22 protein-coding genes, 1 pseudogene and 1 riboswitch are annotated in these 22,409 nt (G+C 55.9%); of the genes and pseudogenes, 9 read left to right on the forward strand and 14 right to left on the reverse strand.

Annotated elements, in window-relative coordinates; all coding sequences use genetic code 11:
• Nucleotides 1-44 precede the first annotated feature (44 nt).
• Both LOKVESSMR4R_RS00220 and LOKVESSMR4R_RS00225 read right to left on the reverse strand, forming a co-directional pair.
• The gene (locus LOKVESSMR4R_RS00220) at nt 45-863 is read right to left on the reverse strand and encodes a hypothetical protein (protein ID WP_087205661.1); all 819 of its coding nucleotides are present in this window, start codon (nt 861-863) and stop codon (nt 45-47) included.
• 224 nt (nt 864-1,087) lie between these two features.
• Nucleotides 1,088-1,750 (reverse strand): hypothetical protein, encoded by a 663-nt coding sequence (locus tag LOKVESSMR4R_RS00225; RefSeq protein ID WP_087205663.1) that lies wholly within the window; start codon nt 1,748-1,750, stop codon nt 1,088-1,090.
• Between the two features lie 255 nt (nt 1,751-2,005).
• Here LOKVESSMR4R_RS00225 and LOKVESSMR4R_RS00230 point away from each other — a divergent pair, with 255 nt between their 5' ends.
• Both LOKVESSMR4R_RS00230 and LOKVESSMR4R_RS00235 read left to right on the forward strand, forming a co-directional pair.
• Entirely contained in the window at nt 2,006-2,440 is a 435-nt protein-coding gene (locus LOKVESSMR4R_RS00230) for a LexA family protein (RefSeq protein ID WP_087205664.1), read from the forward strand.
• Nucleotides 2,437-3,708 (forward strand): Y-family DNA polymerase, encoded by a 1,272-nt coding sequence (locus tag LOKVESSMR4R_RS00235; protein WP_087205666.1) that lies wholly within the window; start codon nt 2,437-2,439, stop codon nt 3,706-3,708. The genes LOKVESSMR4R_RS00230 and LOKVESSMR4R_RS00235 overlap by 4 nt, the downstream gene beginning before the upstream one ends.
• A gap of 143 nt (nt 3,709-3,851) precedes the next feature.
• Here the strand turns inward: LOKVESSMR4R_RS00235 and LOKVESSMR4R_RS00240 are convergent, their stop codons facing one another.
• From LOKVESSMR4R_RS00240 to LOKVESSMR4R_RS00250, 4 genes are all read right to left on the reverse strand, one after another.
• Nucleotides 3,852-4,550, reverse strand: a complete 699-nt coding sequence (locus LOKVESSMR4R_RS00240; protein WP_087205668.1) for a hypothetical protein — start codon at nt 4,548-4,550, stop codon at nt 3,852-3,854.
• 29 nt (nt 4,551-4,579) lie between these two features.
• The gene (locus tag LOKVESSMR4R_RS19980; protein WP_157898086.1) at nt 4,580-4,819 is read right to left on the reverse strand and encodes a type II toxin-antitoxin system HicB family antitoxin; all 240 of its coding nucleotides are present in this window, start codon (nt 4,817-4,819) and stop codon (nt 4,580-4,582) included.
• A gap of 10 nt (nt 4,820-4,829) precedes the next feature.
• Nucleotides 4,830-6,005 carry an IS5 family transposase gene (locus tag LOKVESSMR4R_RS00245; RefSeq protein ID WP_087205670.1) on the reverse strand — a complete coding sequence of 392 codons (1,176 nt, stop codon included), beginning with the start codon at nt 6,003-6,005 and terminating at the stop codon, nt 4,830-4,832.
• 448 nt (nt 6,006-6,453) lie between these two features.
• On the reverse strand, nt 6,454-8,463 hold the full coding sequence (locus tag LOKVESSMR4R_RS00250; protein ID WP_087205672.1) for a ParB/RepB/Spo0J family partition protein: 2,010 nt from the start codon (nt 8,461-8,463) through the stop codon (nt 6,454-6,456).
• A gap of 193 nt (nt 8,464-8,656) precedes the next feature.
• Between LOKVESSMR4R_RS00250 and LOKVESSMR4R_RS00255 the strand changes: the two genes are divergently transcribed.
• The 3 genes from LOKVESSMR4R_RS00255 (at nt 8,657) to LOKVESSMR4R_RS00265 (ending at nt 11,358) form a co-directional block, all read left to right on the forward strand.
• Nucleotides 8,657-8,965, forward strand: coding sequence for a hypothetical protein (locus LOKVESSMR4R_RS00255; RefSeq protein ID WP_087205673.1), 309 nt, complete (start codon nt 8,657-8,659; stop codon nt 8,963-8,965).
• A 305-nt stretch (nt 8,966-9,270) separates the two neighbouring features.
• A complete protein-coding gene (locus LOKVESSMR4R_RS00260; protein ID WP_012187142.1) occupies nt 9,271-10,143 on the forward strand; it encodes a tyrosine-type recombinase/integrase in 873 nt (290 codons plus the stop codon).
• 12 nt (nt 10,144-10,155) lie between these two features.
• Entirely contained in the window at nt 10,156-11,358 is a 1,203-nt protein-coding gene (locus LOKVESSMR4R_RS00265) for an IS91 family transposase (RefSeq protein WP_012187141.1), read from the forward strand.
• A gap of 698 nt (nt 11,359-12,056) precedes the next feature.
• Here the strand turns inward: LOKVESSMR4R_RS00265 and LOKVESSMR4R_RS00270 are convergent.
• The 8 genes and pseudogenes from LOKVESSMR4R_RS00270 to LOKVESSMR4R_RS00305 form a co-directional block, all read right to left on the reverse strand.
• Nucleotides 12,057-13,184, reverse strand: a complete 1,128-nt coding sequence (locus LOKVESSMR4R_RS00270; protein WP_237331863.1) for an aminodeoxychorismate synthase component I — start codon at nt 13,182-13,184, stop codon at nt 12,057-12,059.
• A gap of 2 nt (nt 13,185-13,186) precedes the next feature.
• On the reverse strand, nt 13,187-13,480 hold the full coding sequence (locus tag LOKVESSMR4R_RS00275) for a Dabb family protein (RefSeq protein ID WP_087212272.1): 294 nt from the start codon (nt 13,478-13,480) through the stop codon (nt 13,187-13,189).
• Nucleotides 13,481-13,664: 184 nt separating this feature from the next.
• Complete coding sequence (gene bioB / locus LOKVESSMR4R_RS00280) at nt 13,665-14,624, reverse strand: biotin synthase BioB (RefSeq protein WP_087205675.1); 960 nt, start codon at nt 14,622-14,624, stop codon at nt 13,665-13,667.
• 4 nt (nt 14,625-14,628) lie between these two features.
• Nucleotides 14,629-15,186, reverse strand: a complete 558-nt coding sequence (locus LOKVESSMR4R_RS00285; RefSeq protein WP_087205676.1) for a biotin transporter BioY — start codon at nt 15,184-15,186, stop codon at nt 14,629-14,631.
• Between the two features lie 88 nt (nt 15,187-15,274).
• Nucleotides 15,275-15,874, reverse strand: a complete 600-nt coding sequence (locus LOKVESSMR4R_RS00290; protein ID WP_087205678.1) for a GntR family transcriptional regulator — start codon at nt 15,872-15,874, stop codon at nt 15,275-15,277.
• A gap of 137 nt (nt 15,875-16,011) precedes the next feature.
• Nucleotides 16,012-16,869 carry a pantoate--beta-alanine ligase gene (gene panC, locus LOKVESSMR4R_RS00295; RefSeq protein WP_087205681.1) on the reverse strand — a complete coding sequence of 286 codons (858 nt, stop codon included), beginning with the start codon at nt 16,867-16,869 and terminating at the stop codon, nt 16,012-16,014.
• Nucleotides 16,866-17,693 carry a 3-methyl-2-oxobutanoate hydroxymethyltransferase gene (panB, locus tag LOKVESSMR4R_RS00300; RefSeq protein WP_087205683.1) on the reverse strand — a complete coding sequence of 276 codons (828 nt, stop codon included), beginning with the start codon at nt 17,691-17,693 and terminating at the stop codon, nt 16,866-16,868. The genes panC and panB overlap by 4 nt, the downstream gene beginning before the upstream one ends.
• A gap of 239 nt (nt 17,694-17,932) precedes the next feature.
• Nucleotides 17,933-18,562, reverse strand: a pseudogene (locus tag LOKVESSMR4R_RS00305) (tyrosine-type recombinase/integrase).
• A gap of 380 nt (nt 18,563-18,942) precedes the next feature.
• Between LOKVESSMR4R_RS00305 and LOKVESSMR4R_RS20770 the strand changes: the two are divergent.
• The 4 genes from LOKVESSMR4R_RS20770 (at nt 18,943) to thiS (ending at nt 22,408) form a co-directional block, all read left to right on the forward strand.
• Nucleotides 18,943-19,233: an ATP-binding cassette domain-containing protein gene (locus LOKVESSMR4R_RS20770; protein ID WP_087205685.1), complete on the forward strand. Its 291-nt coding sequence runs from the start codon at nt 18,943-18,945 to the stop codon at nt 19,231-19,233.
• A 25-nt stretch (nt 19,234-19,258) separates the two neighbouring features.
• Nucleotides 19,259-19,380: riboswitch (TPP riboswitch) on the forward strand.
• 94 nt (nt 19,381-19,474) lie between these two features.
• Nucleotides 19,475-21,277 (forward strand): phosphomethylpyrimidine synthase ThiC, encoded by a 1,803-nt coding sequence (thiC, locus tag LOKVESSMR4R_RS00315; RefSeq protein WP_087205687.1) that lies wholly within the window; start codon nt 19,475-19,477, stop codon nt 21,275-21,277.
• Entirely contained in the window at nt 21,274-22,242 is a 969-nt protein-coding gene (locus tag LOKVESSMR4R_RS00320) for an FAD-dependent oxidoreductase (RefSeq protein ID WP_087205689.1), read from the forward strand. The genes thiC and LOKVESSMR4R_RS00320 overlap by 4 nt, the downstream gene beginning before the upstream one ends.
• Nucleotides 22,211-22,408, forward strand: coding sequence for a sulfur carrier protein ThiS (gene thiS, locus LOKVESSMR4R_RS00325; RefSeq protein WP_087205692.1), 198 nt, complete (start codon nt 22,211-22,213; stop codon nt 22,406-22,408). The genes LOKVESSMR4R_RS00320 and thiS overlap by 32 nt, the downstream gene beginning before the upstream one ends.
• Nucleotide 22,409: the final 1 nt, after the last annotated feature.

The raw sequence follows: 22,409 nt of genomic DNA on the forward strand, positions 1-22,409 counted from the left end.
GGAGCCAGGATAAGCCTTCAAACGCTTGATGGATGTTGGATTACCTAACGTGAGGGTGTCAGGCGATCAAAGGTCGAGCGCATAATAGCCACTTGGCCAGAGAGAATATCACGCTGCGGCATGATAAGCTTGGCGAAAGGGCTGACAACATCAGGGTCGCGATTTCCAAGGTAATTGGAGACGAAGGAAATTGCCTCTAGCACAGCATCCAACCTGCTGCCGTAAACTGGTTCATGGTGCGCAAGACGATTTCGCGCCTCATAAATAACTTCAAGCTGCGACGCGACGTCGGCACGGCTCAAGCCTTTGTTTGGGAAAATCTTCCGCAGTCCACGCTTCCAGAGCATGGCTTCGTACTGATCAGAGAAAAGGCGTTTCCAGAAATGCATGGTGAGCTGGGCGATGATCTGACTGTCAGCGACATGTATCGTTGCTTGCCGTCGCGACGCTACATCCTCATGTGGCAGGCTCATAGGCTTACCATTCGGAAATGCCTGCTCATCGAGGGCCGTCTTCTGGGGGCCGGTCATCTTTGAATATGCCGCCCGGCGTGCCTGGTTCTGTGCTCTCTTGATAGAGCTGCTTTCAAGTTTTTGCCACTGAAGACCCTGTGGGGGATTCATCAACCAGTCAGCTCGTTCAAACATCATATCAAATCTTCTGCATGCTGCGTTGCGCAGCGAAACTTCGATCAATCCTGTGACGGCCATGATGGCTACGCCCAAGCTCATTGTTGCCTGATGTAGCTCAATCGCGTCTTCACGAAGGCCCGATCTTGTAAGATCCAAAAATGTCTTCAGGCGTGGCGCCGATAAAAAGTCGGAGATGTGATCCGCATCGCTTGGCGTCAGGAATCTTGACATTCGTTACATCATCCCTTATATCTTGCTGTGAAACGTCGGATCAATGTCGGCAGCGCGACTTGTCGTGACGGACACCGACGCTATAGCGAGGGTCGCTCTATATGGGCGGCCCTTACTCTTTTGTGCAAGTTTTTTGCAGCCTATCTGGAATATTTTGATTTCGCGGCGCGGTTGTAATTTACACACATCGCGCCCGATATGCTGGATTAGCAGTAGTGCTAAGGTCAATCTACTTGGGACTGTTCTTCTCGTGCCCTTCTAAGCCGAAACCGGTGAATCCTTTGTTGGGCATGCGCTAATGCTTCGACAGATGGTATTTCATCCGGAAAGTTGAACATGGCTGCTCCTTTGAACAAATAGAAAGCAGCCGCATCGTACATTCGGGCAGCAGTATCTTCGTCAGTATAGGTTCCCATCGACATGGTCCCGAGCTCCCACTTGATCTGACTTTTCCACTTCACATCCTCGTTCTGGATGGCGTGATAGACACCTTTGTATTTAGAAGAAGTATTGCGTTTCGGGCGTCTATTTCTCATCACAGCTTGGCGACCAACACGGTTTTCAAGATTCTTGAATCGGCAGTCGAGTGATATTTTGTTTGCGAAAGACACGTGTTTTATGTCTTCGATCGGCGTTTCGGGATTCTCCAGATGGACGATATAACGCTGAAGTGTGACACGCGAGCCATTAATTTCAGTTGTCGCGTACACGTGAGCTCCGCCTGCCACGACTGCCCACCATCTGTGATGCGAAACTTTGGCTTTATGCTTGTGGTCAACAATGGCCTTTAGGCCGCGTGTCGTTGAAACAAGAAATATTTCGTTTGGGTCAGACAAACCAACTTGCTTTTGGACGTCGCTCCAAAGGGTTTCGAACCGTTTTTCCATGTAGCCCGCTTTTCGTTAGATGTCTTCATATTCGTGCAGTTGGTCAAAGCTTCGCTTTATGCTCGGATGTCTGCCATCCTGGCCGCACCTCAGCAACGTACCTGTTCATCGAAGAGTAGGCAAAGCCAGAACGCGACCCTGAATTCCTAACATCATCACCTGTGATTATTGCGCGCACCAGCGGCTTGGCTTGACAGACCCGTCTTGCATGACAGATATGGTAAGAACATATCATGAACATCATCGAGGTTCGGAATGCCAGTCCATTTGGTCGAAGCCCCTATCATATCCCAAGGTCAGACTGTTCCGCTGCTACTGACCCGCGCCAGCGCTGGTTTTCCATCCCCGGCCGGCGATGACCTTGAAGGCGAGATCGACCCGATATCTTGGGTCGTTCGACATCCTGCCTCAACCTTCTGGTGGCGTGTGGAAGGTGATTGTCTCTGGGATGTGGGTATCAGGGACGGGGATATCATCGCTGTTGATCGCGCTGGCAAACGCCGCTTAGGGCGGGCGGTGCTGGCCGTGGTTGAAGGATCTGTGACAGCAAAAATCCTGTGCAAGCGGGACGGCAAGTATTTCTTGGCCCCAGCCAATAGTTCGGGGGGTTTCCCAGAAATCGAGCTCACTGAGGATAGCGAAATCTGGGGTGTGATCGCAGGTGTCGTCCGCCGGTATGACCTTGAGTGATGAAACCGATCGCCATCAGTGACAGCGCAAATTTCTATGTCAGTGCGGAAAGGATTTTTGACCCGAGCCTGAAAGGCGTGCCGGTCATCGTCTTGTCGAACAATGATGGATGCGCTGTCGCCCGCAGCGATGAGGCGAAAGCATTGGGGATCAAGATGGGAGAGCCTCTGCATCTGATCCGCGATAAAATTGCCGCGCATGGTGTGCGGGTCTTTTCCTCGAATTACACGCTATACGGGGATATCAGCCGCCGTGTCGTGGCGGTCTATGAGGATTACACCCCCAATGTCGAGATTTACTCGATTGACGAGTGCTTCCTCGATTTCAGTGGTTTACGCGATCGAGTAGGTCATGCCCGTACCATGCGGCGGGATGTGTTGCTACGGACTGGTGTGCCGGTCAGGGTTGGCATTGCACCTTCCAAGACCCTTGCGAAATGCGCAAATGACATCGCCAAAAAGAACCCGATCTTCAAAGGTGTTCTGGATATGATGGATCCCAAGCTCGCAGACTGGCTGCTCCCCTTGGTGCCTGTCGGTGACATTTGGGGCATTGGACGAAAAACGAAAGCCAAACTGGATGGGATCGGGATTACCACGGCGGCCGATCTTCGGGATATGCCGTTGCGACAAGCACGCGCCATGGGCACCGTTGTGCTCGAGCGCGTTGTCTTGGAGCTGCAAGGTGAGCCGTGCATCGCCTTTGACGATATAGCGCCCCAACGCAAGGGTATGGCGGTGACACGATCGGCCGGTATCCCCATGCAGGGGTTCGACACGCTGTTTCAGGCAATCACCGCGCATACGACACGGGCTGCTGAAAAGCTGCGCCAACATGGTCTGGTTGCAGGAACGATGACCGTTTTTTTCCACACCAACCGGCACCGTCCGGACCGCCCACAATATGCCGGATCCCGGACAACCCGTCTGATCCCGATGTCGAATGACACGCTGCAGCTTGTCGCTGCTGCAAAGCGCTGCGCTCTAGCAGCCTGGCCGAAAGTCGGGGCAGAGCGTTATGCTTTTGCCAAGGCCGGTGTCATGCTGGATGATCTTCTACCTGTCGAGGACCGACCCAAAACCTTGTTTGACGCGCCACCGCGGGATCCTGCTCTGATGATAGCCCTGGATGCCGTCAATCGGCGGTTCGGAAAGAAGACGATGATCCTGGGCAGTGAAGGGGTGTCGCAATCTTGGCAGATGCGGGTGGAGCATCGCAGCCCGCGATATACGACAAGGCTTTCGGATTTACCTGTGGTGAGGGGGTAGGGCAATTCCAGCCTTGGCGATGAACCTTGGGCGTTGAGGCTGGCAAGCTGCGTGTATCTGCAGTCAATGCCAGACCGCCGCGCCTGTCTGGCCAAGCCGACGTAAATGATATGGATGTTGACGAATAAAGCCGGAAGATGCCTCTAGAGATAGACGAATACACCCCAAATCAACGCAAAAATCGAGATCAATCGTCCCACCCAAATCGTCAGCTTGATCTTGTTAAACTGGAATGGTCGTTTTGCTGGTACGGGGTTCATCGACGCCAGGAATATCAGAACCCAGTACATCAGTAGTAACCCGCTTATCTCTGAACTGCCAAACAGCCAGGCGCTGGCCAAAATGGCGATGACACCAAACAGAGTCCACCAAGTGTAGCCGTTGCGGTCAGTCGAATTGCCCGAAACCAGACGTTCAATGTCAAAATACTGATCTGCAAGGTCTGGATCGGTGGGATGGTATTGCCCTGACATAAACGCCCCCATGGCCGCAGCGACGATAAAAAAGACGGTGATATGCGTTGCTATTTCATCCACTGACGCAGGCCACTGCAAAAGGATCATTCCGCAGGCGAAGAGTGAAAAATACGTGCTGAACGCGTAGAGCCTGAAACGGTTGCCCAGAATTTCAAATGCACGGGGCGAAGACAGAAGCATCAATCGGTCCATCATGATCAGTGGAACAGAAGCACAAAAGGCCGCCTGCACTACCCAACGGCCATCGAGTGCCCCCCCTTCAGTCCAGTCGAACGCGGCACTGATGGTGACTAACAGGATCGCAGAGGCCCAAGCGATGAGGAGAACGCGGCTCTCTGGAACCTGTTTGGCGAATGTCCGATCCATTGCGATCCCCTAACAGGCTGCTGAAAAACTCATTCGGTGCCTGTGTTGATGGTAATTTTCGCGCCATTGAGGACCATTTTGTCGGTTGGTATCGCCAGCTCTTTTTCCTCAAGATCAAGCAAGATCATCAGAAGTATGCCGTGGAGATGGGTCAGAGCTTCTTCCTTCGTTTCTCCGCCGGTTCTGGCTCCGAATTCCTCCATCGCTGGACATCGCGCGGTCCATGATCCTGAGTTCTTGTCGATCAATACGCTGTAAATGTATTCCATTGTGCGGTTCCTAAGCCAAGAGCTTTGGTAGGCGCGCCAGGTTATTCGCTGCCATTGTTAACGTGAAGCGGGCGCAGACACGTTCAACACCGCGAAGCGTGGTCTGCGCCATGCCGCCGACGGTCTTTGCCCAACCAAACGGTTCCTCGATCTTCTTGCGGTGCCGCTGAGACAGGGCGTAGCCGGGCTGCCCGGTGGTCCGTCCATCGATTGCGGAATGCCGGGCTTTCTGCGCGACGTGCGGTGTCACAACCATGCGCCTGAGTTCAGCAACGAAATCGGCACTGTCGTATCCCTTGTCCGCACCAAGCGTCAGTCGTCGGGTCGAGCCCGGTGAATGCCGGTTGATCATCTCAAGGGCCGCCTTGCGCTCACCATACCCATCTGCGTGGGTCAACTCTGCCTGCACCACGAAGCCATTGCGGTTCTCCATCAGTGTATGTCCCATGAAGCAAAGCATCGCCGCCGCGCCCGGGGCCTTCTTGTAAAGGCGGGCATCCGGATCCGTAACCGAGGCATGAGTGGCGTTCGAGCGCTTCTCGCCCCGGAAGTTTACCTCTGCGTTGCGGGGCTGGCGAGGCGTATCGGTCATCGGCTGGGTCTCTGTCGGCTGGGGCTGGTCGGCGTTCAGTGCGGTATCGTCGGTTGGCGGTGGCGGAGGCCCACCAGGATCACCATCCTGTGGCGGCGGGGCGTATTCTTTCGGCTGGAAACTCTTCATGGAAGCCCACGCCTTGATCAGGGTGCCGTCGACCGAGAAGTGCTCGTCCGACAGCAGCGGCTTGACCTCGGGGTGTGCGAGGATCGCGGCCATGACCTTGCGCGACATCTCGGTGGTCAGTAGCCGGTCGCGGTTCTTGCTGAACACCGTGGGAACCCACACCGCGTCGTCGATGCCCAGGCCGACAAACCAGCGGAACAGCAGGTTGTAATCCATCTGCTCCATCAACTGCCGCTCGGAGCGGATCGAAAACAGGATCTGGAGAAGGCTCGCCCGGATCAGGCGCTCAGGCGCAATCGAGGGGCGACCAAAGTCAGTATACAGCGCATCGAAATCGGCATCGAGGCTCGTAAGTGCATCGTTCACGATCTGTCTGATCTTGCGAAGCGGATGAACCGCAGGAATTCGCTCTTCAAGGTCAACATAGCTGAACAGCGAACCGCTCGTTTTGTCCGTCCCACGCATCGCCACCCTCGCCACCGCTGCCGTAACAAGGGTGAATCATGTTCTTGAAACAGCGTCGAGCCCCGACTTTTTCAGCAGCCTGCTAAAATACACATCTCCAAAGCCTACATCCCCAAAGTGGCTTGCCGGATGACGTCAAAATCACCTGAATCCGCATATCCTACAAGCTTTTCTTGCCTTTTGTGCAACCACGACGTTCTTGCGCGGAGGCAGCGATATGTGGCGTGACTGAAAGGCCTGCTCTGCCGCTTTTGTTCAGTTTCGGCCTGCGACCTGCGACCAATCATCCGTGCCCCCGGTGGCGAGTGCCCTTGGGCGAAGTGGCTGACCGGCTGCGTGTTTTTGCATACAACGCCAGACCACCGCCGCCGATCCGCGCTCACGATCCGCGAAACGCGCAAAACAGAAGCCGACCCGCTATGCGCGGGCCGGCTGAGCTGCATGGGGCTTATCCCTCAACCGCGTCCTGCTGTTCGGCCGTATCAGGATCAGAGGCGACACGGGTGCCATCATGCGCGTCACCGGCTGCGATTGCGGTCTGCATCGCTTTTGGTGCCCATGTATCAACGCGTGCGCGTTGTTCAGCGCTCAAGGTGGCAAAGGGCGCTGCAAACAGAGCGTGCATGTAGTCGACGATTTCCGACTTCTTTGACTTCTCATAGGTTTCGGCCTGGGCCGCCATGCCGATGTCGGTCTTGAGGATGGAGAGCAGCGCAGGCTTGGTCAGCCGCCCGAAATATCCCTCATCCGGCGTCCAGACGTCGCGAATATTGGGCAAGGCTTCAGCCTCGACAATACCGCGCACCGCATCGGGCGCTTTGCTCGACAGGGTGGGCTTGAGTGTTTGCGCAACGGCATAGGCTACGAGCGCTGCGCGCTCCTGTTCGCTCAGCGCGCGAAACGCCGCAAAACCGTCCGCACCAGTGAGATCGAGCCAGCCAAGGGCCAGCTGTTCAGACAGCGCGAGGTATGTATCCTCAATCGCCTTCAAACAGCCCTCAGCCTCGGCCATCCGAGAGGACCCTGCCTCACCGCGCAGCGTGGTCCCGATGTCATAGGAGCTATATGGCTTCAGGATCGACCGGATCAGCGCGTAATCGGCATAGTCGCGCGCAAGCTGCGGTGTCTGCGCCAACGCCAGACCAATCGACCGCGTCCGGATATGGGCCATGTCCGCTTTGAGCTTTTCAGACCATTTGTCCTGAACAGCCGTATCCTCGGATTGCTGCGCGCCATCCGCACCTGTGTCGGACGCGCCTTGGCTGGGGGATCTGTCCGGCATATCCTCTGGACGCACCATGCCGTCATAAAAGCTGATTTCACGGCTGCTCCAGATTGCCAGCACACCGCCAAGGCCGGCATTGATGACGCTGTAGCCAGTAGTCATGTCGTTGAGCTGATCTGACAGCGCAATATATTCGTCATGCAGCGCTTGTTGTGCATCGTCATCATCATCGTGCTGGTCGTAGAGATCCTCGATCTCAAGGATACGGTCCGTGATCTTGTCGGCCTGTGCTTTGGCATCGCCTTCCAGCTCGACCGGTTCGGGATACACGCGCCCATACTTGTGCGTCAGCTCCCAGTCCGGCTTGAGAAGGTAATCCGACCATGCCAGCCCCAAAGCCTCACGCCGCGCATCCGCAACGTCCGACAAACAATCCGCGAGAACCTTGTCGACCAAAGCCCGATCCGACAGCACGCTGTCCTCTTCGATCAAATCCGCAATGATCTGACCACCGGCGGCTTTGTAGCCCTCTAGAACCACTTGACCCAGAGCGTCGCCAACACGCACGTAGCGCCCGCTGAAGTAATTGCGCACACTCCAGTCCTGCACGCGACTGACGCCATGTTCGCTCAAAGCCTCATAGGCTTCCATCTGCACGACCGGATCCGGATGCGCGTCAAAAGCCTTCAGCGCTTCCAGCGACAACCCACCATTGCGATGCGCCTGACGCAGATCGGGGTGGATATTGCCCAACCGCAGCGCCTCTTTGACGGCGCGTTCCGTGATCGCGAACCGCCGCGCGATTGTTGCCACATCGGCGCCATCCTTGGCGCGCATGGCCGCAAAGGCTTCATAGCGGTCCAACGCATCCATGGGCAGTTGCAGCGCGTTCTCCGAATAGCTCAGCGTGACCTGCGCGGCCTGCGTCTCGGGCACGATCCGGCAAGGGACCATCATAGACCCCGTATACCCTTTGACCGACTTATCCGCGGCGAGCATGTTCAGGGCGGCCAAGCGCCGGCCGCCGGCCAGCACGCCCCAGACATCAGGGCCACCATCTGTCTTCACCGGCGCCACCAAGAGCGGCTGCAGCAGCCCACATTCCGCAATGTTGGCCGCCAAGGGGGCAATCTGGTCTTCGCCATAGCCCGCACCGGATCCGGCCCGAACATTGTCCGGATGCAGTGTGAGCAGTTTCAGGGGGATCTCGCGGGTTTCAAAAGCGTGTTTCATCGGGTGAACCTTTCATCAGTGTTTCAATCCCAGGATCAGGATCACAAAGACAAAAAGTCCTCTTTCACTCTCAGAACCACGCCGCCACCACACACAACATCTGGTGTTACATGCCACCACATGACACAAGATGCTTGTTTTTGTTCCCGTTTTGATCTAAAGTGAGTCATCAGAACAGAAAAGGGACACTGCCATGTCTTATGCCTATTCCGAGACCACGCCTGACCAACTTCCGGCAACGCAAAAACAGATCCTCTTTGCGCGCAAGCTGGCGATGCAAAATCACGTCATACTGCCATGGGAAGTCCAGCAAAACCGCCGGGCTTTAAGCCAGTGGATAGACACCCAAGCAAAAGCAACACCCTGCCAGGACATGCGCCCAACATCCAAACAGGTGGCCTTCGCCGAGCGTATCGCGCGGGCAAAACGGCGCGATGTTCCCGACGAATGCTACAAAAGCCGGGACCTGATGTCGCGCTGGATCACCTCGAACAAGCATTGATCACAACGCCTGTTCGGGTGTGGGGCCGTCGTTGCAGCGGACCGTTGCCCCTGGCTCAGATTCTGCAGGTGCGATCGGCCGTTCCCAGCCCCGAAGCGAACATGGTCTCGACAGCGAGGTTGGCATAAGCGGACGGACGCTCTAAGTTGGTCGAAAGGCCGAGATGCGGGACAAGGACGAAACCGCTCTCGCGGTATTGGTGCTTGTGGTGGGTGTTGCGTGCTGATGTGAACTGCATGGATTTTGCGAACTGACCAACCTGTCGGACGATTGAGGCCTTCTCAATCTGACGACAGGAGGTTTCAATGTCAGAGCAACATATCCCACCGCTGCGCCGCCGTTTTATTGAAGATATGCGGATCAAGGGGCTGCAGCCAAAAACCCAGACGATGTATTTGCGGGCGATGCGCGATTTTACAGGGTTTCTGGGGCATTCGCCGGATAGCGCGACACCCGAGGAATTGCGCGCGTTCCAGCTGGACATGAAGGAGAAGGGCGTCGGCGCACCGACCTTCAACAACCGGCTGACGGTTCTGAGTTTCTTCTACGCGACCACCTGCCCGCGTCCGGAGATGAAGCGGCACATGCGGTATCAGAGGGCGGCGAAGAAGATCCCGGTTGTGCTCAGCGCCGAGGAGGTCACCCGCATTCTCGAAGCGGCACCTGGACCGGGGCTGAGATACCGGGCTGCCTTCAGCGTGGCCTACGGTGGCGGGCTCCGAGCGAGCGAGGTCACACATCTCAAGATCGGCGACATCGACAGCGACCGGATGCTGATCCGCATCGACCAAGGCAAGGGCCGCAAGGATCGCCACGTGATGCTGTCGCCGAGCCTGCTTGTGCTGCTGCGCGATTATTACCGCGAAGCACGGCCAGCGGGCTGGTTGTTCCCGGGCCGCAACCGGGTCGACCCGATCTCGACGCGGCAGTTCAACCGGGCCTTCGGAGTGGCCTGTGATTTTGCAGAGATCAAGAAGCGGGTCTCGCCCCATACGCTGCGACACAGCTTTGCCACGCATCTGCTGGAGGGAGGGACGGATATCAGGGTGATCCAGGTGCTGCTGGGCCATGCCAAGCTGGAGACCACAACGATTTATACCAAGGTGGCGATCAAGACGATCCGGGATGTGACCAGCCCGCTCGACCTGCTGGTGCGACGGGAGGCCGGTGCCGGATAGACCCCGGATCCGATGCCTCGTCCCAGACTGGAGGTCGCGGATATCTTCCGCGATCATGGGCCGGCCTATCGCCGCGAACATGCCGGACACCTGAACCTTCCACAGTTGAAGGTCATGTCCGCGATTGAGAACTGCCGCACCGCCGCTCTCGGCGGGCATGTCGCTGCCTGCACAGAGTGCGATCACCAGCACATTGCATACAACTCCTGCCGCAATCGGCACTGCCCGAAGTGTCAGGGAGCAACCGCAAAAGACTGGATGCAGGCGCGCATCGAAGACCTTCTGCCGGTTGAATACTTCCATGTGGTGTTCACGCTGCCGGCCCAGATTGCGGACATTGCCTTCCAGAACAAGGCGGAGGTCTATGGTCTGTTGTTCAAGGCATCCGCGCAGACTCTGCTGACCATTGCGGCCGATCCAAAACACCTTGGTGCGCGGATCGGTATGACCTCGGTCTTGCATACCTGGGGCTCGGCGATGACGCACCACCCGCATGTGCATGTCATTGTGCCGGGTGGCGGGCTGTCGCCGGACGGGTCCCGCTGGGTCGCCTGTCGCCCGGGGTTCTTCCTGCCGGTGAAGGTCCTGTCGCAGCTGTTCCGGCGTTTGTTCCTCGAAGGGCTGATCAGACTGCACCAAACGGGCAAGCTGGCCTTCTTCGGGGAACTGGCCGGACTGGCCGATCCCGATGCCTTCGCCTCCCATCTCGCGCCGCTGCGCAAAGCCAGCTGGGTTGTTTATGCCAAGCCACCCTTCGGCGGGCCAGAGGCGGTGCTGGCCTATCTGAGCCGATACACCCACCGGGTCGCGATCTCGAACCACCGCCTCGTCAGCGCGGATGCCGAGACCGTCGCGTTCCGATGGAAAGACTACCGCATCAAGCGCGGCGACCGGATGAAGGTCATGCGCCTGCCCACGGGCGAGTTCATCCGGCGGTTCCTGATCCATGTCCTGCCATCTGGCTTCCATCGCATCCGCCACACAGGGTTCCTGGCCAATGGAATCCGTCGTGACCGGATCGCGGAGATCAGGCGTTTGCTCAATACAGAACCAAAACCCGGCCAAACGCCAGTCGAGGGGGAAAGTGACAACCCCGCAGGTCTTGATGCCCATCAGCCTTGCCCAAAGTGCGACGGCGCCATGATCGTCATCGAGACCTTCACACGGGGCCAAACACCCAGATCCCGCGCACCGCCACGGGAGAACGCCGCATGATACGACGCAAAAACCCGGCGCTTTCCTGTGCAAACACCGGACCAGTCAGTGCGGCCACCTCACCAGACCCCGCGTTGCACCAGGCCAGTAGCGGCAGGACGGAGCACTGGTCGGCCGTGTCCTGTTGGGAAAACCGACTTATCTGCGCGGCCTGTCATCACAATGTGGTTCGCTCTGCTCCTCAGGCGATGCAGCCGTAACGCTCAATCCCCATAGCTCCGAGATCCGCCCGCGCTTTCCTCCTTGTCAGATTTGTCGCCGCTGCAGCTCACGCTGACAGCAGCCACAAACCTTAGACAAAGCTGACCTTGGGTTTTCCGCTTTTGCTCACGCAGCATTTCTTCGCGTTTGCGGCGACGATTGTTTGGTGGTGCAGCATATTTCACAGAAGCTGCCATTCAAACGGGTCAACCGCGCCGGATCTGATCTTTCGCTGCACGGTGCATGAACTCACATGTCGCGGGACCAACTCGACATTGCTGCATCATAGATGAACGGCCACTTTATAAATTTTATTTCAATGCGGCATGGGCCACCTAAGGTTCAGAGTTTTAAGGTTAGATCGCATGGGGGACCCATTACCTGGGCTATCTTTGCTTTAGACCAGATGTCGAAAAAGCCTGAAGGATTACCTTAAACAACGCGATGGCGCGTTGCCTTTGATCGGTTGCTAGGAGGTGGTTCTGATAGCTCGCAAATTACTGGTTCAATTCGGCAAAGCGAGATTTCAGCATGGCTTCGTCATATTCGCCCTGCGCTGTACTGTCGTAGACTACGCCACCACCGACATTCATTTGAACGGTTTGGTCTCGGCGACAGATTAGAGTGCGGATTGCGACGTTGAATTCCATCGCGCCGTTGGGGGCAATCCAACCGATAGAGCCGCAGTAGGCCTCGCGCGGCTGCGCTTCAACTTCACGGATGATCTGCATGGCTCGCACTTTGGGTGCCCCAGTGATTGAGCCACAGGGAAAAAGTGCTTCAAACAACTCTTTGAACGTTGTCCCTTGGCTGATTTGGGACGTGACGCAGGATGTCATTTGATGCAATGTTTCAAACCGTTCAACTTCGAACAACTCCGGAACTGTTACGCTGCCTATTTCTGACACACGGCTCATGTCATTGCGCAACAGGTCGACGATCATCAGATTTTCGGCGCGGTTCTTTTCAGAGATCCGCAGCTCTTCTCGGAACGAGTCATCCTCGGCCATCGTTTTTCCGCGCGGTGCTGTACCCTTCATTGGGCGGGTGGTCAACTTACCATCCACTGACAGCGAAAAGAACAGCTCCGGCGAGCGAGACAGTAAAGCAGTGCCACCCAAATCAACCAATGCCCCATGAGGGACCCACTGACGGCGCTGAAGCTGTGTGTATAACTGCTCAATGGTGCCCGTAAAACGCGAGGCCATCGGAAAGGTCAGGTTCGCCTGATAATTATCACCTGCCGCGATGTAGTCATGCACCGTTTGGAACGCGTTTGCATAGCGCGCAAAATCCCAAAGCGGTTGCGGTTGGTCCAATGTTGCGGGTGCCTCGTTCAATGCGCCCCTGCGCGGGACCGGAGCATCGAACACACCAAAATGGATCAGCGGCAATTCTCTGGCAGGAGGCAACAAGGGTGCGAGCTTTGGCGACAACAAATAGCCAAGCTCGTAGGACATATATCCTGCCAGCCATTTGCCGTCCGACTGCGCCTGCTGCATGGCATCGAACGCGCGATCAACGTCAGCCGATGCGCTTGCCTTAATCACTGCATTTGGCGCGGCAAAGACCGAGCCCCCGGCTAGGGGGCCGCAATCAAAGACCACCTTGGCTTCGTGCACCAAGGTCAAAAGTCTGCAGCGATCCGCATTTCCCGCAGCGGCCTCACGATATCAATCGCTTGCTGGTAAATTGGGTGCGCCTTGTAAGCCGTCAGTGCAGCATCATCTTCGAACTCTGCGTAAACGACCACGTCGATTTCACGCGAGAGCTGATCGACGCGGCTGTTTTGAACGACCTCAAAAACCGAGGCATGCGGGATATTTCTGAGCAAAGACAAGCCATCAACAATGCGCACGACGTCATTTTCGTCTACCGCACTGAAGAAGACAACATGCCGGATGAAAGTTCTGTCTGACAAGGTGAAACCTGCGTTCAAATTTCTAGTGGAGCTCCCCAAGCAATTCTCGAAATCCAACTCAAATTGCAAGGGGTATAACCATGTCGTAACGGTTCATATCAAACATGCTTGATCGCAACCCGTGCGGCGGAAAGCGCATCCGAGCCCACATGTTCATCGACCAACTCGTGCGCCGCTAGGACTGTCAGCTTTCGATATGTGCCATAGTTTCAAACAATGCGTCGTCGAGCGGCAACCCACTGTTAGGTGCCGTGAGCAATACATCTCCATAAAAGATCGAGTTTGCCCCTGCCATGAAACACAAAATCTGATCACTTACTGAAAACCCGTCGCGACCCGCTGAAAGCCGCACGCGGGTCTTGGGGATCAAGATGCGGGCTGTTGCTACCATACGGACCATTTCCATCGGGTGAATGCGCGGCAAATGCCCTAAAGGTGTTCCAAGAACTGGTATCAAAGCATTGATAGGTACACTTTCCGGTTGTGGGTCAAAGCTTGCGAGCACCGCCAACATCTCAGCGCGATCACGCAGGCTTTCGCCCATACCGATGATCCCGCCACAACAAATCGTAATCCCAGCCGCCCGAACGTAATTCAGTGTTTCAAGCCGGTCACGGTAGGTTCTTGTGCCGATAATTTCGCCATAAAATTCGGGACCGGTATCAAGGTTGTGGTTGTATGCAGTCAAGCCCGCGTCAGCCAGTGCTTCCGCTTGATGTGGTTGTAACATGCCAAGTGTGACGCAGGCCTCCATCCCCAACTGTCTGACGCCGCGCACCATATCGAGAACAGCGTCAAATTCCGCGCCATCGCGCACTTTGCGCCAGGCCGCGCCCATGCAAAACCGATCCGCCCCCATCGCGCGCGCCTGTGCCGCCATTTCTATGACCAGATCGGGGCTCATGAAATGTTCTTTTTGCAATCCGACCTCTTTGTGGTGTGCAGATTGCGGGCAGTAGGCGCAGTCTTCGGGACAGCCGCCGGTCTTCACGCTAAGCAAGCTGGCCTTCTGAATGTCTTCTACATCGTGATGCGTCCGGTGAACGGACGCCGCGTTGTGCAATAGCGTCAGCAACGGGCTGCGTAGCAAGGCTTCGGCTTTGTCAGCCAAAGGTGCTATATCTAGGCTTGCGAGATCAAGCATAAGATCAATTCCTAACCCAGCGCCTCAAGCCTGCGGGTGCATACGCAACGAGTACCGCAGCCAGAGCAACTTTTACAAGATCGCCAAGAAGAAAGGGCGTCAGGCCAAATGCTAGAAGTTTGTCCGCGGGGACGAACTGCGCTAGCCAAACCAGTCCGGCACCATAGATTGCAGCCAAACCAAGAGGCATTGCAAACCAAACAGCTTTTATACCGAAGCGATCAACGGCCCAGCCCACAAGAGCCGCCGCAATAAGAAAGCCGAACAAATAACCACCAGTTGGACCAGCCATGTATGCAAGACCTACGCCTTTTTCGGGGGTGCCGGCGAAGACGGGCAGTCCGGCAGCCCCTGCCATTAGATATGCCAACATGCTTACTGCGCCCAATTGAAGGCCGCCGATACCGCCGATCAGAAGAACAGCGGCAACCTGCATCGTCATCGGCACTGGAAAGAAGGGGACCGTCACCTTCGCCGAAACCGTCAGGATACAAACAGCCAGAGCGACTTTAAGTAAGCGGCTGTTGGCGAGGGACATATGGCGTGGCAGAGTTTTTTGCATCGGTTTCTCTTTTATCTATAAAAATGCAATCCGCGATCGCGAATCATATTATTTATAGATTTAAATTCAAGGCACGTACAAGAGGTAGTCAGCGGCGCAAGTGCCGTATGAGAACTTGGCAAGCTGCTTGAGCATCCGCGCGCGCCAAAGCATGAACAATTGCGCCGTGGTCCCGATCTGATGATTTGACCCAATCTTCACGCCATCGAGAGTGGAAACGATGCGCCGACAGGCGTTGCAGTTGCGCAATGCGTTGGAGTAAGCGTGGACGCTCGCACGCGTCGAGGATAGTTAAGTGGAAAGTTCGATTAGCCTTTTCCCAGCCAATTGGCTCGGATGCATTGTCGCAAGATGTTCTTGCCGCCTCGATTTCGATAAGTTTCGCAGACGTCATTTTGCTCGTCGCGCGATGCAGGGCGAGAGGTTCCAACGCCAGTCTCATTTCCTGAATCTCAAGATGGTCTTCTGGCGATAGAGAAAACACACGGACGCCGCGACGTGGCTCCGTAGTTGCCAGTTCCATCTGAACGAGCCGCTGTAATGCTTCGCGCACCGGTACGTGGCTACTTTGAAAGCGGTCGGCAATATGATCCTGTCCAAGACGTGATCCGGGTGGAATCTCACCGCGAATAATTTCTTCAGCCAGCGCTTCGGCGATAAGGGCGGGTTTTGTAGATAATTTCGTCATGAACGTGGTCTATCGCAATGAATACACTTTGCGAAGTTAAGATCTGACAATCATTCCGCCCATGCGTCTGAAATTTGTGAACCCATTTGGTGCTGCAGGGCTCAGATGAATTTTTTGCGGCACCTTCCGACGCGTGCTTATTTGCCCAACGGATCAATTGCGATATTGTCGATCAATCTCACACCGGCCAGCCACGCCGCTGCCAGAAGCCGCGCGGGACGCTCTGGGCTGTCCATCAATTCAAGTTTATCCGCCGATCTTAAATCGAGATACTCGACCTCGGTGAACCTGGCCCGCTCGATCCGCTTAATCGCTTCGGTCTTCAAAACGACTAGATCACCCCCTGCGGCCAACCCCTCAGCCATTTCTTCCATAGCGCGGTTCAGCTCTGGCGCCCATGCGCGCGCTCGGTCTGACAACAGCAGGTTGCGCGACGACATCGCCAATCCGTCTTCTTCGCGAATTGTTGGGCATGCAACGACTTGTATTGGCAAATCCAAATCCCGCGCAAGCTGTGTAACAACCTGTAGCTGCTGGTAATCTTTCTCACCAAAATAGGCCCGATCCGCTTGGGTTTGGCTGAACAGCTTTGCCACAATTGTTGCTACACCATCAAAATGCCCGGGCCGATGTGCGCCGCACAGCCCTTGTGTGATAACTTCAACAGAGACAGTTGTTGCAAACCCGACCGGGTACATCTGCGCCCCGTCTGGAACGTAAACCACATCTGCCTTAAGCGAGATCAACTTGCGCGCATCCTCTTGCTCTGTGCGCGGATAGTTTTCGTAATCGGCTGGCGTGTTGAACTGCTTTGGGTTGATGAAAATCGTCACAATTGCGCGATCACACTGCGCCTTGGCGGCCCTAACAAGGCTTAGATGCCCCTGATGCAACGCGCCCATTGTCGGGACAACACCGACGCTTTCCCCTGAAGCCTTCCAACCGGCAACAACTTCGCGCAGTTCAGCCAGCGTTCGAATAATCTTGGGTGTCATGTTTCGGAAACCTGGTCAGCAAACACATGCTCGGGCCCAGGAAACGCTCGTGCCTTCACCTCGTCTGCATAGGCTAGAACAGCGACTTTGGCCTCGTCGCCCAAATATGCGTAGCGCTTTACGAATTTTGCCTTAAACGCGGTGAACAGTCCCAGCATGTCGTCGACGACCAAAATCTGCCCATCGCATTTTGCCGACGCGCCAATACCGATGGTCGGGATCGGCACGTCGCGGGTTATCTGATCGGCCAAGCTTTCGGGCACTTTCTCCAGCACAACCGCGAACGCGCCCGCTTCTGCGACGGCCTTTGCATCTGCCATCAATTGATCACCGGTATCCCCACGTCCCTGCACTTTGTAGCCACCCAAAGTATGAATAGATTGCGGCGTCAGTCCGATATGGGCCATCACTGGGATGCCCCGCTGGGTAAGAAACGCGATCGTCTCGGCCATGACCTGTCCGCCTTCTAGCTTAACCGCGCCAGCGCCTGTTTCTCGCATCAGAATGGCGGCGTTGGCAAAGGCTTGTTCTGGGCTTTGTTCATAACTGCTGAACGGCATGTCTACGACCAACATGGATCGCGACAATCCTCTTCTGACAGCTTGGCCATGCAAGATCATCATCTCCATCGTCACATCGAGTGTAGACGCCAAGCCATGCAGTACCATCCCGACGGAATCCCCAACCAGTACGAAATCACAAACCCCATCCATGACTTCGGCCATCGGCGTCGTGTAGGCGGTCAAGCTTACGATAGGCGTCCCACCCTTTTGGCCCAAAATATCCATCGGCATCGGGGCAGTCTTGCGAGCGGTGGAACTCATGCATGCAGTCCTCTCTGAGCGAGTTTTCGATTACGTACTAATATTCTGTCAATCTGCATGGGAACAACCCACTACTATTCTAAAACCCTAAAGGTACCGGCAGAGGTTGAAGAATCCAATGTCAAGGCGGCCATTGGTTCTATCCGCTGCATCGGTCAAAGTGGGCGCTGCCGTAAGAAGTATCAAACGATCATGACCGCTTCAAAATGACGAACGGCTCCAACCATTCGTCAGAATTTTCAGATATCAATCCTTTCTGCTATGCTCGGCGCGTCTTCGAGCTCGACCCCCAGATATCTGACGGTGCTATCAACCTTTGTGTGGCCATGCAGAAGCTGAACAGCACGCAGGTTGCCTGTCTTGCGATAGATTTCCGCCACTTTCGTTTGGCGTATAGAATGGGTGCCGTAGCGACTTGGTTCCAAACCAACCGAGACGACCCAATCCCGAACCAAACGCCTATACTGGCGTGTTGATATGTGCGGCCGAAGAAATCGGCTCGGAAATAAGAACTGTGCATCCGGTCATTTCCGGAGACTTGATCCAGTCGGTCACCGTTTATGCGTGTTTTCAGCAAGTTCAAACTGCACAGGCTTGTTCGTTTCGCTTTGAACGACGGACGCGCGTTCACGAATTCGGACGTCCCTGAGAAGGTCAATGACCTTCAGAGACACCAAGTCGCAACAGCGCAACTTGCTATCGATTGCGACATTGAACAGAGCCAGATCGTGAAGATTGCCTGCGAGTTCAAGGCGTGCGCGGATGGCCCAAACCTGTTTGGGAAGTAGCGAACGCTTTTGCCCGACAAGGCGGCCCCTATTCCAAGCTCTGCGGTTAGGGGTGACGGCGGGAAGTTGGACTCTCGGCATGATTTGCCCTCCACCAACCCTCCAGCCCAAACATCAACATAGCGCTGACGACGTATTATGGCCTAAAAACTTATGTCGGCTTCGCTGCTGGCGCACGATCAAGTGTTTCTGCAAAAAGCAAAAGGCGGCTTAGAGTCCACATTGACCAATTCTGCGTCTTGCGCGAAGGTCTGCTCTTAATGACAAGTCTTGATGGGACCTTCGAACAGAGAAGTTTTTGGTCGCTGGCCCTCATGAATTTGTCTCAGGCTGAGTTATTGTGATCTGGCGCGTTCAATGGAGATGACCAATGCGAGGCAGTTGCTTGTGTAGTACAGTGAATTTTCAGGCGTCTAGTCGCATGAGGTCGGCTGCTAACACACGTTCTTCGAGAATACCGCATGATTGAGTTGTCAGACATCCATGTCACCTTGGGGCGCGGCAAAGGGCGCACGGATATTCGCGCCCCAAACCTGAGCGTGGCGGCGGGTGAAGCGGCGTGTCTGTCAGGCCAAAATGGGAGCGGCAAGACAACGCTTTTGCGGGTGTTGGCAGGGTCGGTCAGCCCAGCGACAGGACAAGTGCGTGTCCAGCGTCCAACAGTCGCTTTCACAGATATAGACCGCCAATTGCAGGCGTATTTTGGCCGTTCGCTTCCAGCATTTACGATGACTCATCAGAGTGGTCCTTGATCTTCTGAAATCTATTAGATACGTAAGTTTCACGCAGGGGAGTCCCAACTGAGGGACTGAGAGGCGACTGACAGCATTGCTGTAGTGTCGCGACCCTTTGAACCTGACCCAGTTGATACTGGCGTAGGAAGCAATGGTCGCTTTTCCCGAGTTGGGGGCGCGGCCAGACAGGGGGCATGCCCCCGTTTCCAAGCCAAAAATCGTCTGTGTCTTTTTGAGTTATCAACTTGAGGAGCACGCCATGACTATTCCAAATCCTAAAATAACCACGGGTGAATTGCCTTCATCGCGCAAAATCTATGTGAACGGCAATCTATATCCCGAGATCCGCGTGCCCCTGCGCGAAATTTCGGTTCACCCGACCGCAGGTGAGCCGCCCCTGCCAGTGTACGACAGTTCTGGCCCATATACGGATTCCAACAGTCTGCCAGACATTAGACAGGGCCTGCCCGGAGTGCGCCAAGACTGGATCATCGGGCGTGGCGATGTTGAACCCTATCAGGGGCGCAACACGCAGGACGCCGATAATGGGTTTGTGAAGGGGGATCGCCTGACCCCAGAATTTCCGGTAAAACCACGGGCCTATCGCGCAAAAGAGGGCAAAGCGGTGACGCAGCTGGCCTATGCGCGCGCTGGTATTGTTACCCCCGAAATGGAGTTTGTGGCCATTCGCGAAAACCAGCTGCGTGAACCGATCTCCGGGCCGCGTGACGGCAATGACTTTGGCGCAAACATCCCGGATTATGTCACGCCCGAATTTGTGCGCGACGAAATCGCCGCAGGGCGGGCGATTATCCCCGCCAACATCAACCACCCAGAGATCGAACCGATGATCATCGGGCGCAATTTTCTGGTTAAGATCAATGCCAATATGGGCACGTCCGCCGTCACGTCGTCGATGGAAGAAGAGGTGGATAAACTTGTCTGGGCGATCCGCTGGGGCGCCGATACGGTCATGGACCTGTCGACGGGGCGCAACATTCACAACACCCGCGAATGGATCATCCGCAACAGTCCCGTGCCCATCGGGACCGTGCCGATCTATCAAGCGCTGGAAAAAGTAAACGGCGTTGCCGAGGATCTGACGTGGGAGGTTTTTCGCGACACGTTAATTGAACAGGCCGAACAGGGCGTCGATTACTTTACCATTCATGCGGGCGTACGGTTGCATATGGTGCCAATGACGGTGGGCCGCGTGACAGGAATCGTGTCGCGCGGCGGATCGATCATGGCCAAGTGGTGCCTGCATCACCACAAAGAAAGCTTTCTGTACACGCATTTCGCCGAAATTTGCGATATTTGCCGCGCCTATGATGTCTCGTTCAGCCTTGGCGATGGCCTGCGACCGGGGTCGATTGCCGATGCCAACGACGAGGCCCAATTTGCCGAACTGGAAACACTGGGCGTGTTGACGAAAATCGCTTGGGCCAAGGATTGTCAGGTGATGATCGAAGGGCCAGGCCATGTCGCCATGCACAAGATTAAAGAAAACATGGACAAGCAGCTTGAGTGTTGCCACGAGGCGCCGTTTTACACACTTGGGCCACTAACGACCGATATCGCGCCGGGGTATGATCACATCACATCCGGCATCGGGGCTGCGATGATCGGTTGGTTCGGCTGTGCGATGCTGTGTTACGTGACACCAAAAGAACATCTTGGCCTGCCGGATCGTGACGACGTGAAAATCGGCGTGATCACTTATAAAATTGCCGCCCACGCCGCCGATTTGGCCAAAGGGATGCCCGGTGCACAACGCCGCGATGATGCCTTGTCTCGTGCCCGGTTTGAATTTCGGTGGGAGGATCAGTTCAACCTGTCGCTGGATCCGGAAACTGCGCGTGATTTTCATGATCAAACCCTCCCGAAAGAGGCGCACAAGGTGGCGCATTTTTGTTCCATGTGCGGGCCGAAATTCTGCTCGATGCGGATCAGCCATGACATTCGCGCCGAGGCCCAGAAAGACGGAATGGAGGCGATGGCCGCAAAATTTCGCAACGGTGGTGACCTTTATGTGCCGGTAGATGATGAGACTGACGCATGATCACCATCGCGGGGGCCGGTCTTGCCGGATTGGCCTCTGCTCTTGAACTGGCACGGCGCGGGGCAGAGGTGCGGGTGTTTGACGTCGGCGATAAACCGGGGTCGCACAGCGTTGCGCGGTTTGCGGGTGGCATGCTTGCGCCTTGGTGCGAGGGTGAAACGGCGGATCAGCAGGTTGTAAAACTTGGGGCAATGGCGGCGGATTGGTGGGCACAAATCACGCCGGTCACGCGGCGCGGAACACTTGTGCTTGCCCCGCCGCGCGACCGGGGCGAACTGACGCGATTTGCCAGACGCACCACTGGTCACCGCACAATCCCTGCGGGTGACATCGCGGAACTGGAACCTGCGCTGGCGGGCCGCTTTTCGTCGGGGCTTTATTTTCAGCGTGAGGCGCATCTTGATCCGCGCCAAGCGCTGCGCGATTTATACCGTGTCGCGCGGGCATTGGGGGTCGCGTTTTCGTTCGACACACATGCACCCGCAAAGGTTGATCTCGATTGCACCGGCATCGCGGCCGATCTGCCCGATCTACGCCCCGTGCGCGGCGAAATGGCGATCCTGCACTGCCCTGATCTGCACATTTCGCGCACCATCCGGCTGTTACATCCGCGCATCCCCCTCTACCTTGTGCCGCGCGGAGACGGGGTTTATATGATCGGCGCGACGATGATCGAAAGTTCATCCACGCGCCCGCCAACGGTGCGATCGCTGACGGAATTATTGTCAGCGGCGTACGCCCTGCATCCCTGTTTGGCCGAGGCTGCGGTGATCGAAATTGGCGCGGGTCTACGCCCGGCTTTTCCCGATAATTTGCCGCGGATCGTGCAGCTAAACGACAGGCTTTATCTGAATGGCCTTTACCGCCACGGCTTTCTGCTTGCCCCTGCGATGGCGCTGAACGTGGCTGATATTCTTATACCGGAGGTTCGTAATGAAAATTATACTCAACGCACAACAGCATGACGTTTCGGCTTTGACGTTTGCGTCCGCACTTGATGAACTTGGGTATTCAAACCCTGCCATCGCCACCGCGCTGAATGGCATGTTTATCCCACGCGACGCCCGCGAAATGACGCAGATAAACGAAGGTGACCGCCTCGAAGTCCTCGCTCCGATGCAGGGAGGCTGAA

Origin of the sequence: Yoonia vestfoldensis (genome assembly GCF_002158905.1) — a bacterium.
Classification (GTDB): domain Bacteria; phylum Pseudomonadota; class Alphaproteobacteria; order Rhodobacterales; family Rhodobacteraceae; genus Yoonia; species Yoonia vestfoldensis_B.

What these genes read in the sequence shown, in the direction of transcription:
- LOKVESSMR4R_RS00290 (WP_087205678.1), bottom strand. Translation starts at nt 15,874, where the DNA reads ATGACGAAATTATCTACAAAACCCGCCCTTATCGCCGAAGCGCTGGCT.
- thiS (WP_087205692.1), top strand. Translation starts at nt 22,211, where the DNA reads ATGAAAATTATACTCAACGCACAACAGCATGACGTTTCGGCTTTGACG.
- LOKVESSMR4R_RS00230 (WP_087205664.1), top strand. Translation starts at nt 2,006, where the DNA reads ATGCCAGTCCATTTGGTCGAAGCCCCTATCATATCCCAAGGTCAGACT.
- panC (WP_087205681.1), bottom strand. Translation starts at nt 16,869, where the DNA reads ATGACACCCAAGATTATTCGAACGCTGGCTGAACTGCGCGAAGTTGTT.
- LOKVESSMR4R_RS00250 (WP_087205672.1), bottom strand. Translation starts at nt 8,463, where the DNA reads ATGAAACACGCTTTTGAAACCCGCGAGATCCCCCTGAAACTGCTCACA.
- LOKVESSMR4R_RS00245 (WP_087205670.1), bottom strand. Translation starts at nt 6,005, where the DNA reads ATGCGTGGGACGGACAAAACGAGCGGTTCGCTGTTCAGCTATGTTGAC.
- LOKVESSMR4R_RS00265 (WP_012187141.1), top strand. Translation starts at nt 10,156, where the DNA reads ATGCCTCGTCCCAGACTGGAGGTCGCGGATATCTTCCGCGATCATGGG.
- LOKVESSMR4R_RS00285 (WP_087205676.1), bottom strand. Translation starts at nt 15,186, where the DNA reads ATGCAAAAAACTCTGCCACGCCATATGTCCCTCGCCAACAGCCGCTTA.
- LOKVESSMR4R_RS19980 (WP_157898086.1), bottom strand. Translation starts at nt 4,819, where the DNA reads ATGGAATACATTTACAGCGTATTGATCGACAAGAACTCAGGATCATGG.
- LOKVESSMR4R_RS00260 (WP_012187142.1), top strand. Translation starts at nt 9,271, where the DNA reads ATGTCAGAGCAACATATCCCACCGCTGCGCCGCCGTTTTATTGAAGAT.
- panB (WP_087205683.1), bottom strand. Translation starts at nt 17,693, where the DNA reads ATGAGTTCCACCGCTCGCAAGACTGCCCCGATGCCGATGGATATTTTG.
- LOKVESSMR4R_RS20770 (WP_087205685.1), top strand. Translation starts at nt 18,943, where the DNA reads ATGATTGAGTTGTCAGACATCCATGTCACCTTGGGGCGCGGCAAAGGG.
- LOKVESSMR4R_RS00255 (WP_087205673.1), top strand. Translation starts at nt 8,657, where the DNA reads ATGTCTTATGCCTATTCCGAGACCACGCCTGACCAACTTCCGGCAACG.
- bioB (WP_087205675.1), bottom strand. Translation starts at nt 14,624, where the DNA reads ATGCTTGATCTCGCAAGCCTAGATATAGCACCTTTGGCTGACAAAGCC.
- LOKVESSMR4R_RS00220 (WP_087205661.1), bottom strand. Translation starts at nt 863, where the DNA reads ATGTCAAGATTCCTGACGCCAAGCGATGCGGATCACATCTCCGACTTT.
- LOKVESSMR4R_RS00225 (WP_087205663.1), bottom strand. Translation starts at nt 1,750, where the DNA reads ATGGAAAAACGGTTCGAAACCCTTTGGAGCGACGTCCAAAAGCAAGTT.
- LOKVESSMR4R_RS00320 (WP_087205689.1), top strand. Translation starts at nt 21,274, where the DNA reads ATGATCACCATCGCGGGGGCCGGTCTTGCCGGATTGGCCTCTGCTCTT.
- LOKVESSMR4R_RS00240 (WP_087205668.1), bottom strand. Translation starts at nt 4,550, where the DNA reads ATGGATCGGACATTCGCCAAACAGGTTCCAGAGAGCCGCGTTCTCCTC.
- thiC (WP_087205687.1), top strand. Translation starts at nt 19,475, where the DNA reads ATGACTATTCCAAATCCTAAAATAACCACGGGTGAATTGCCTTCATCG.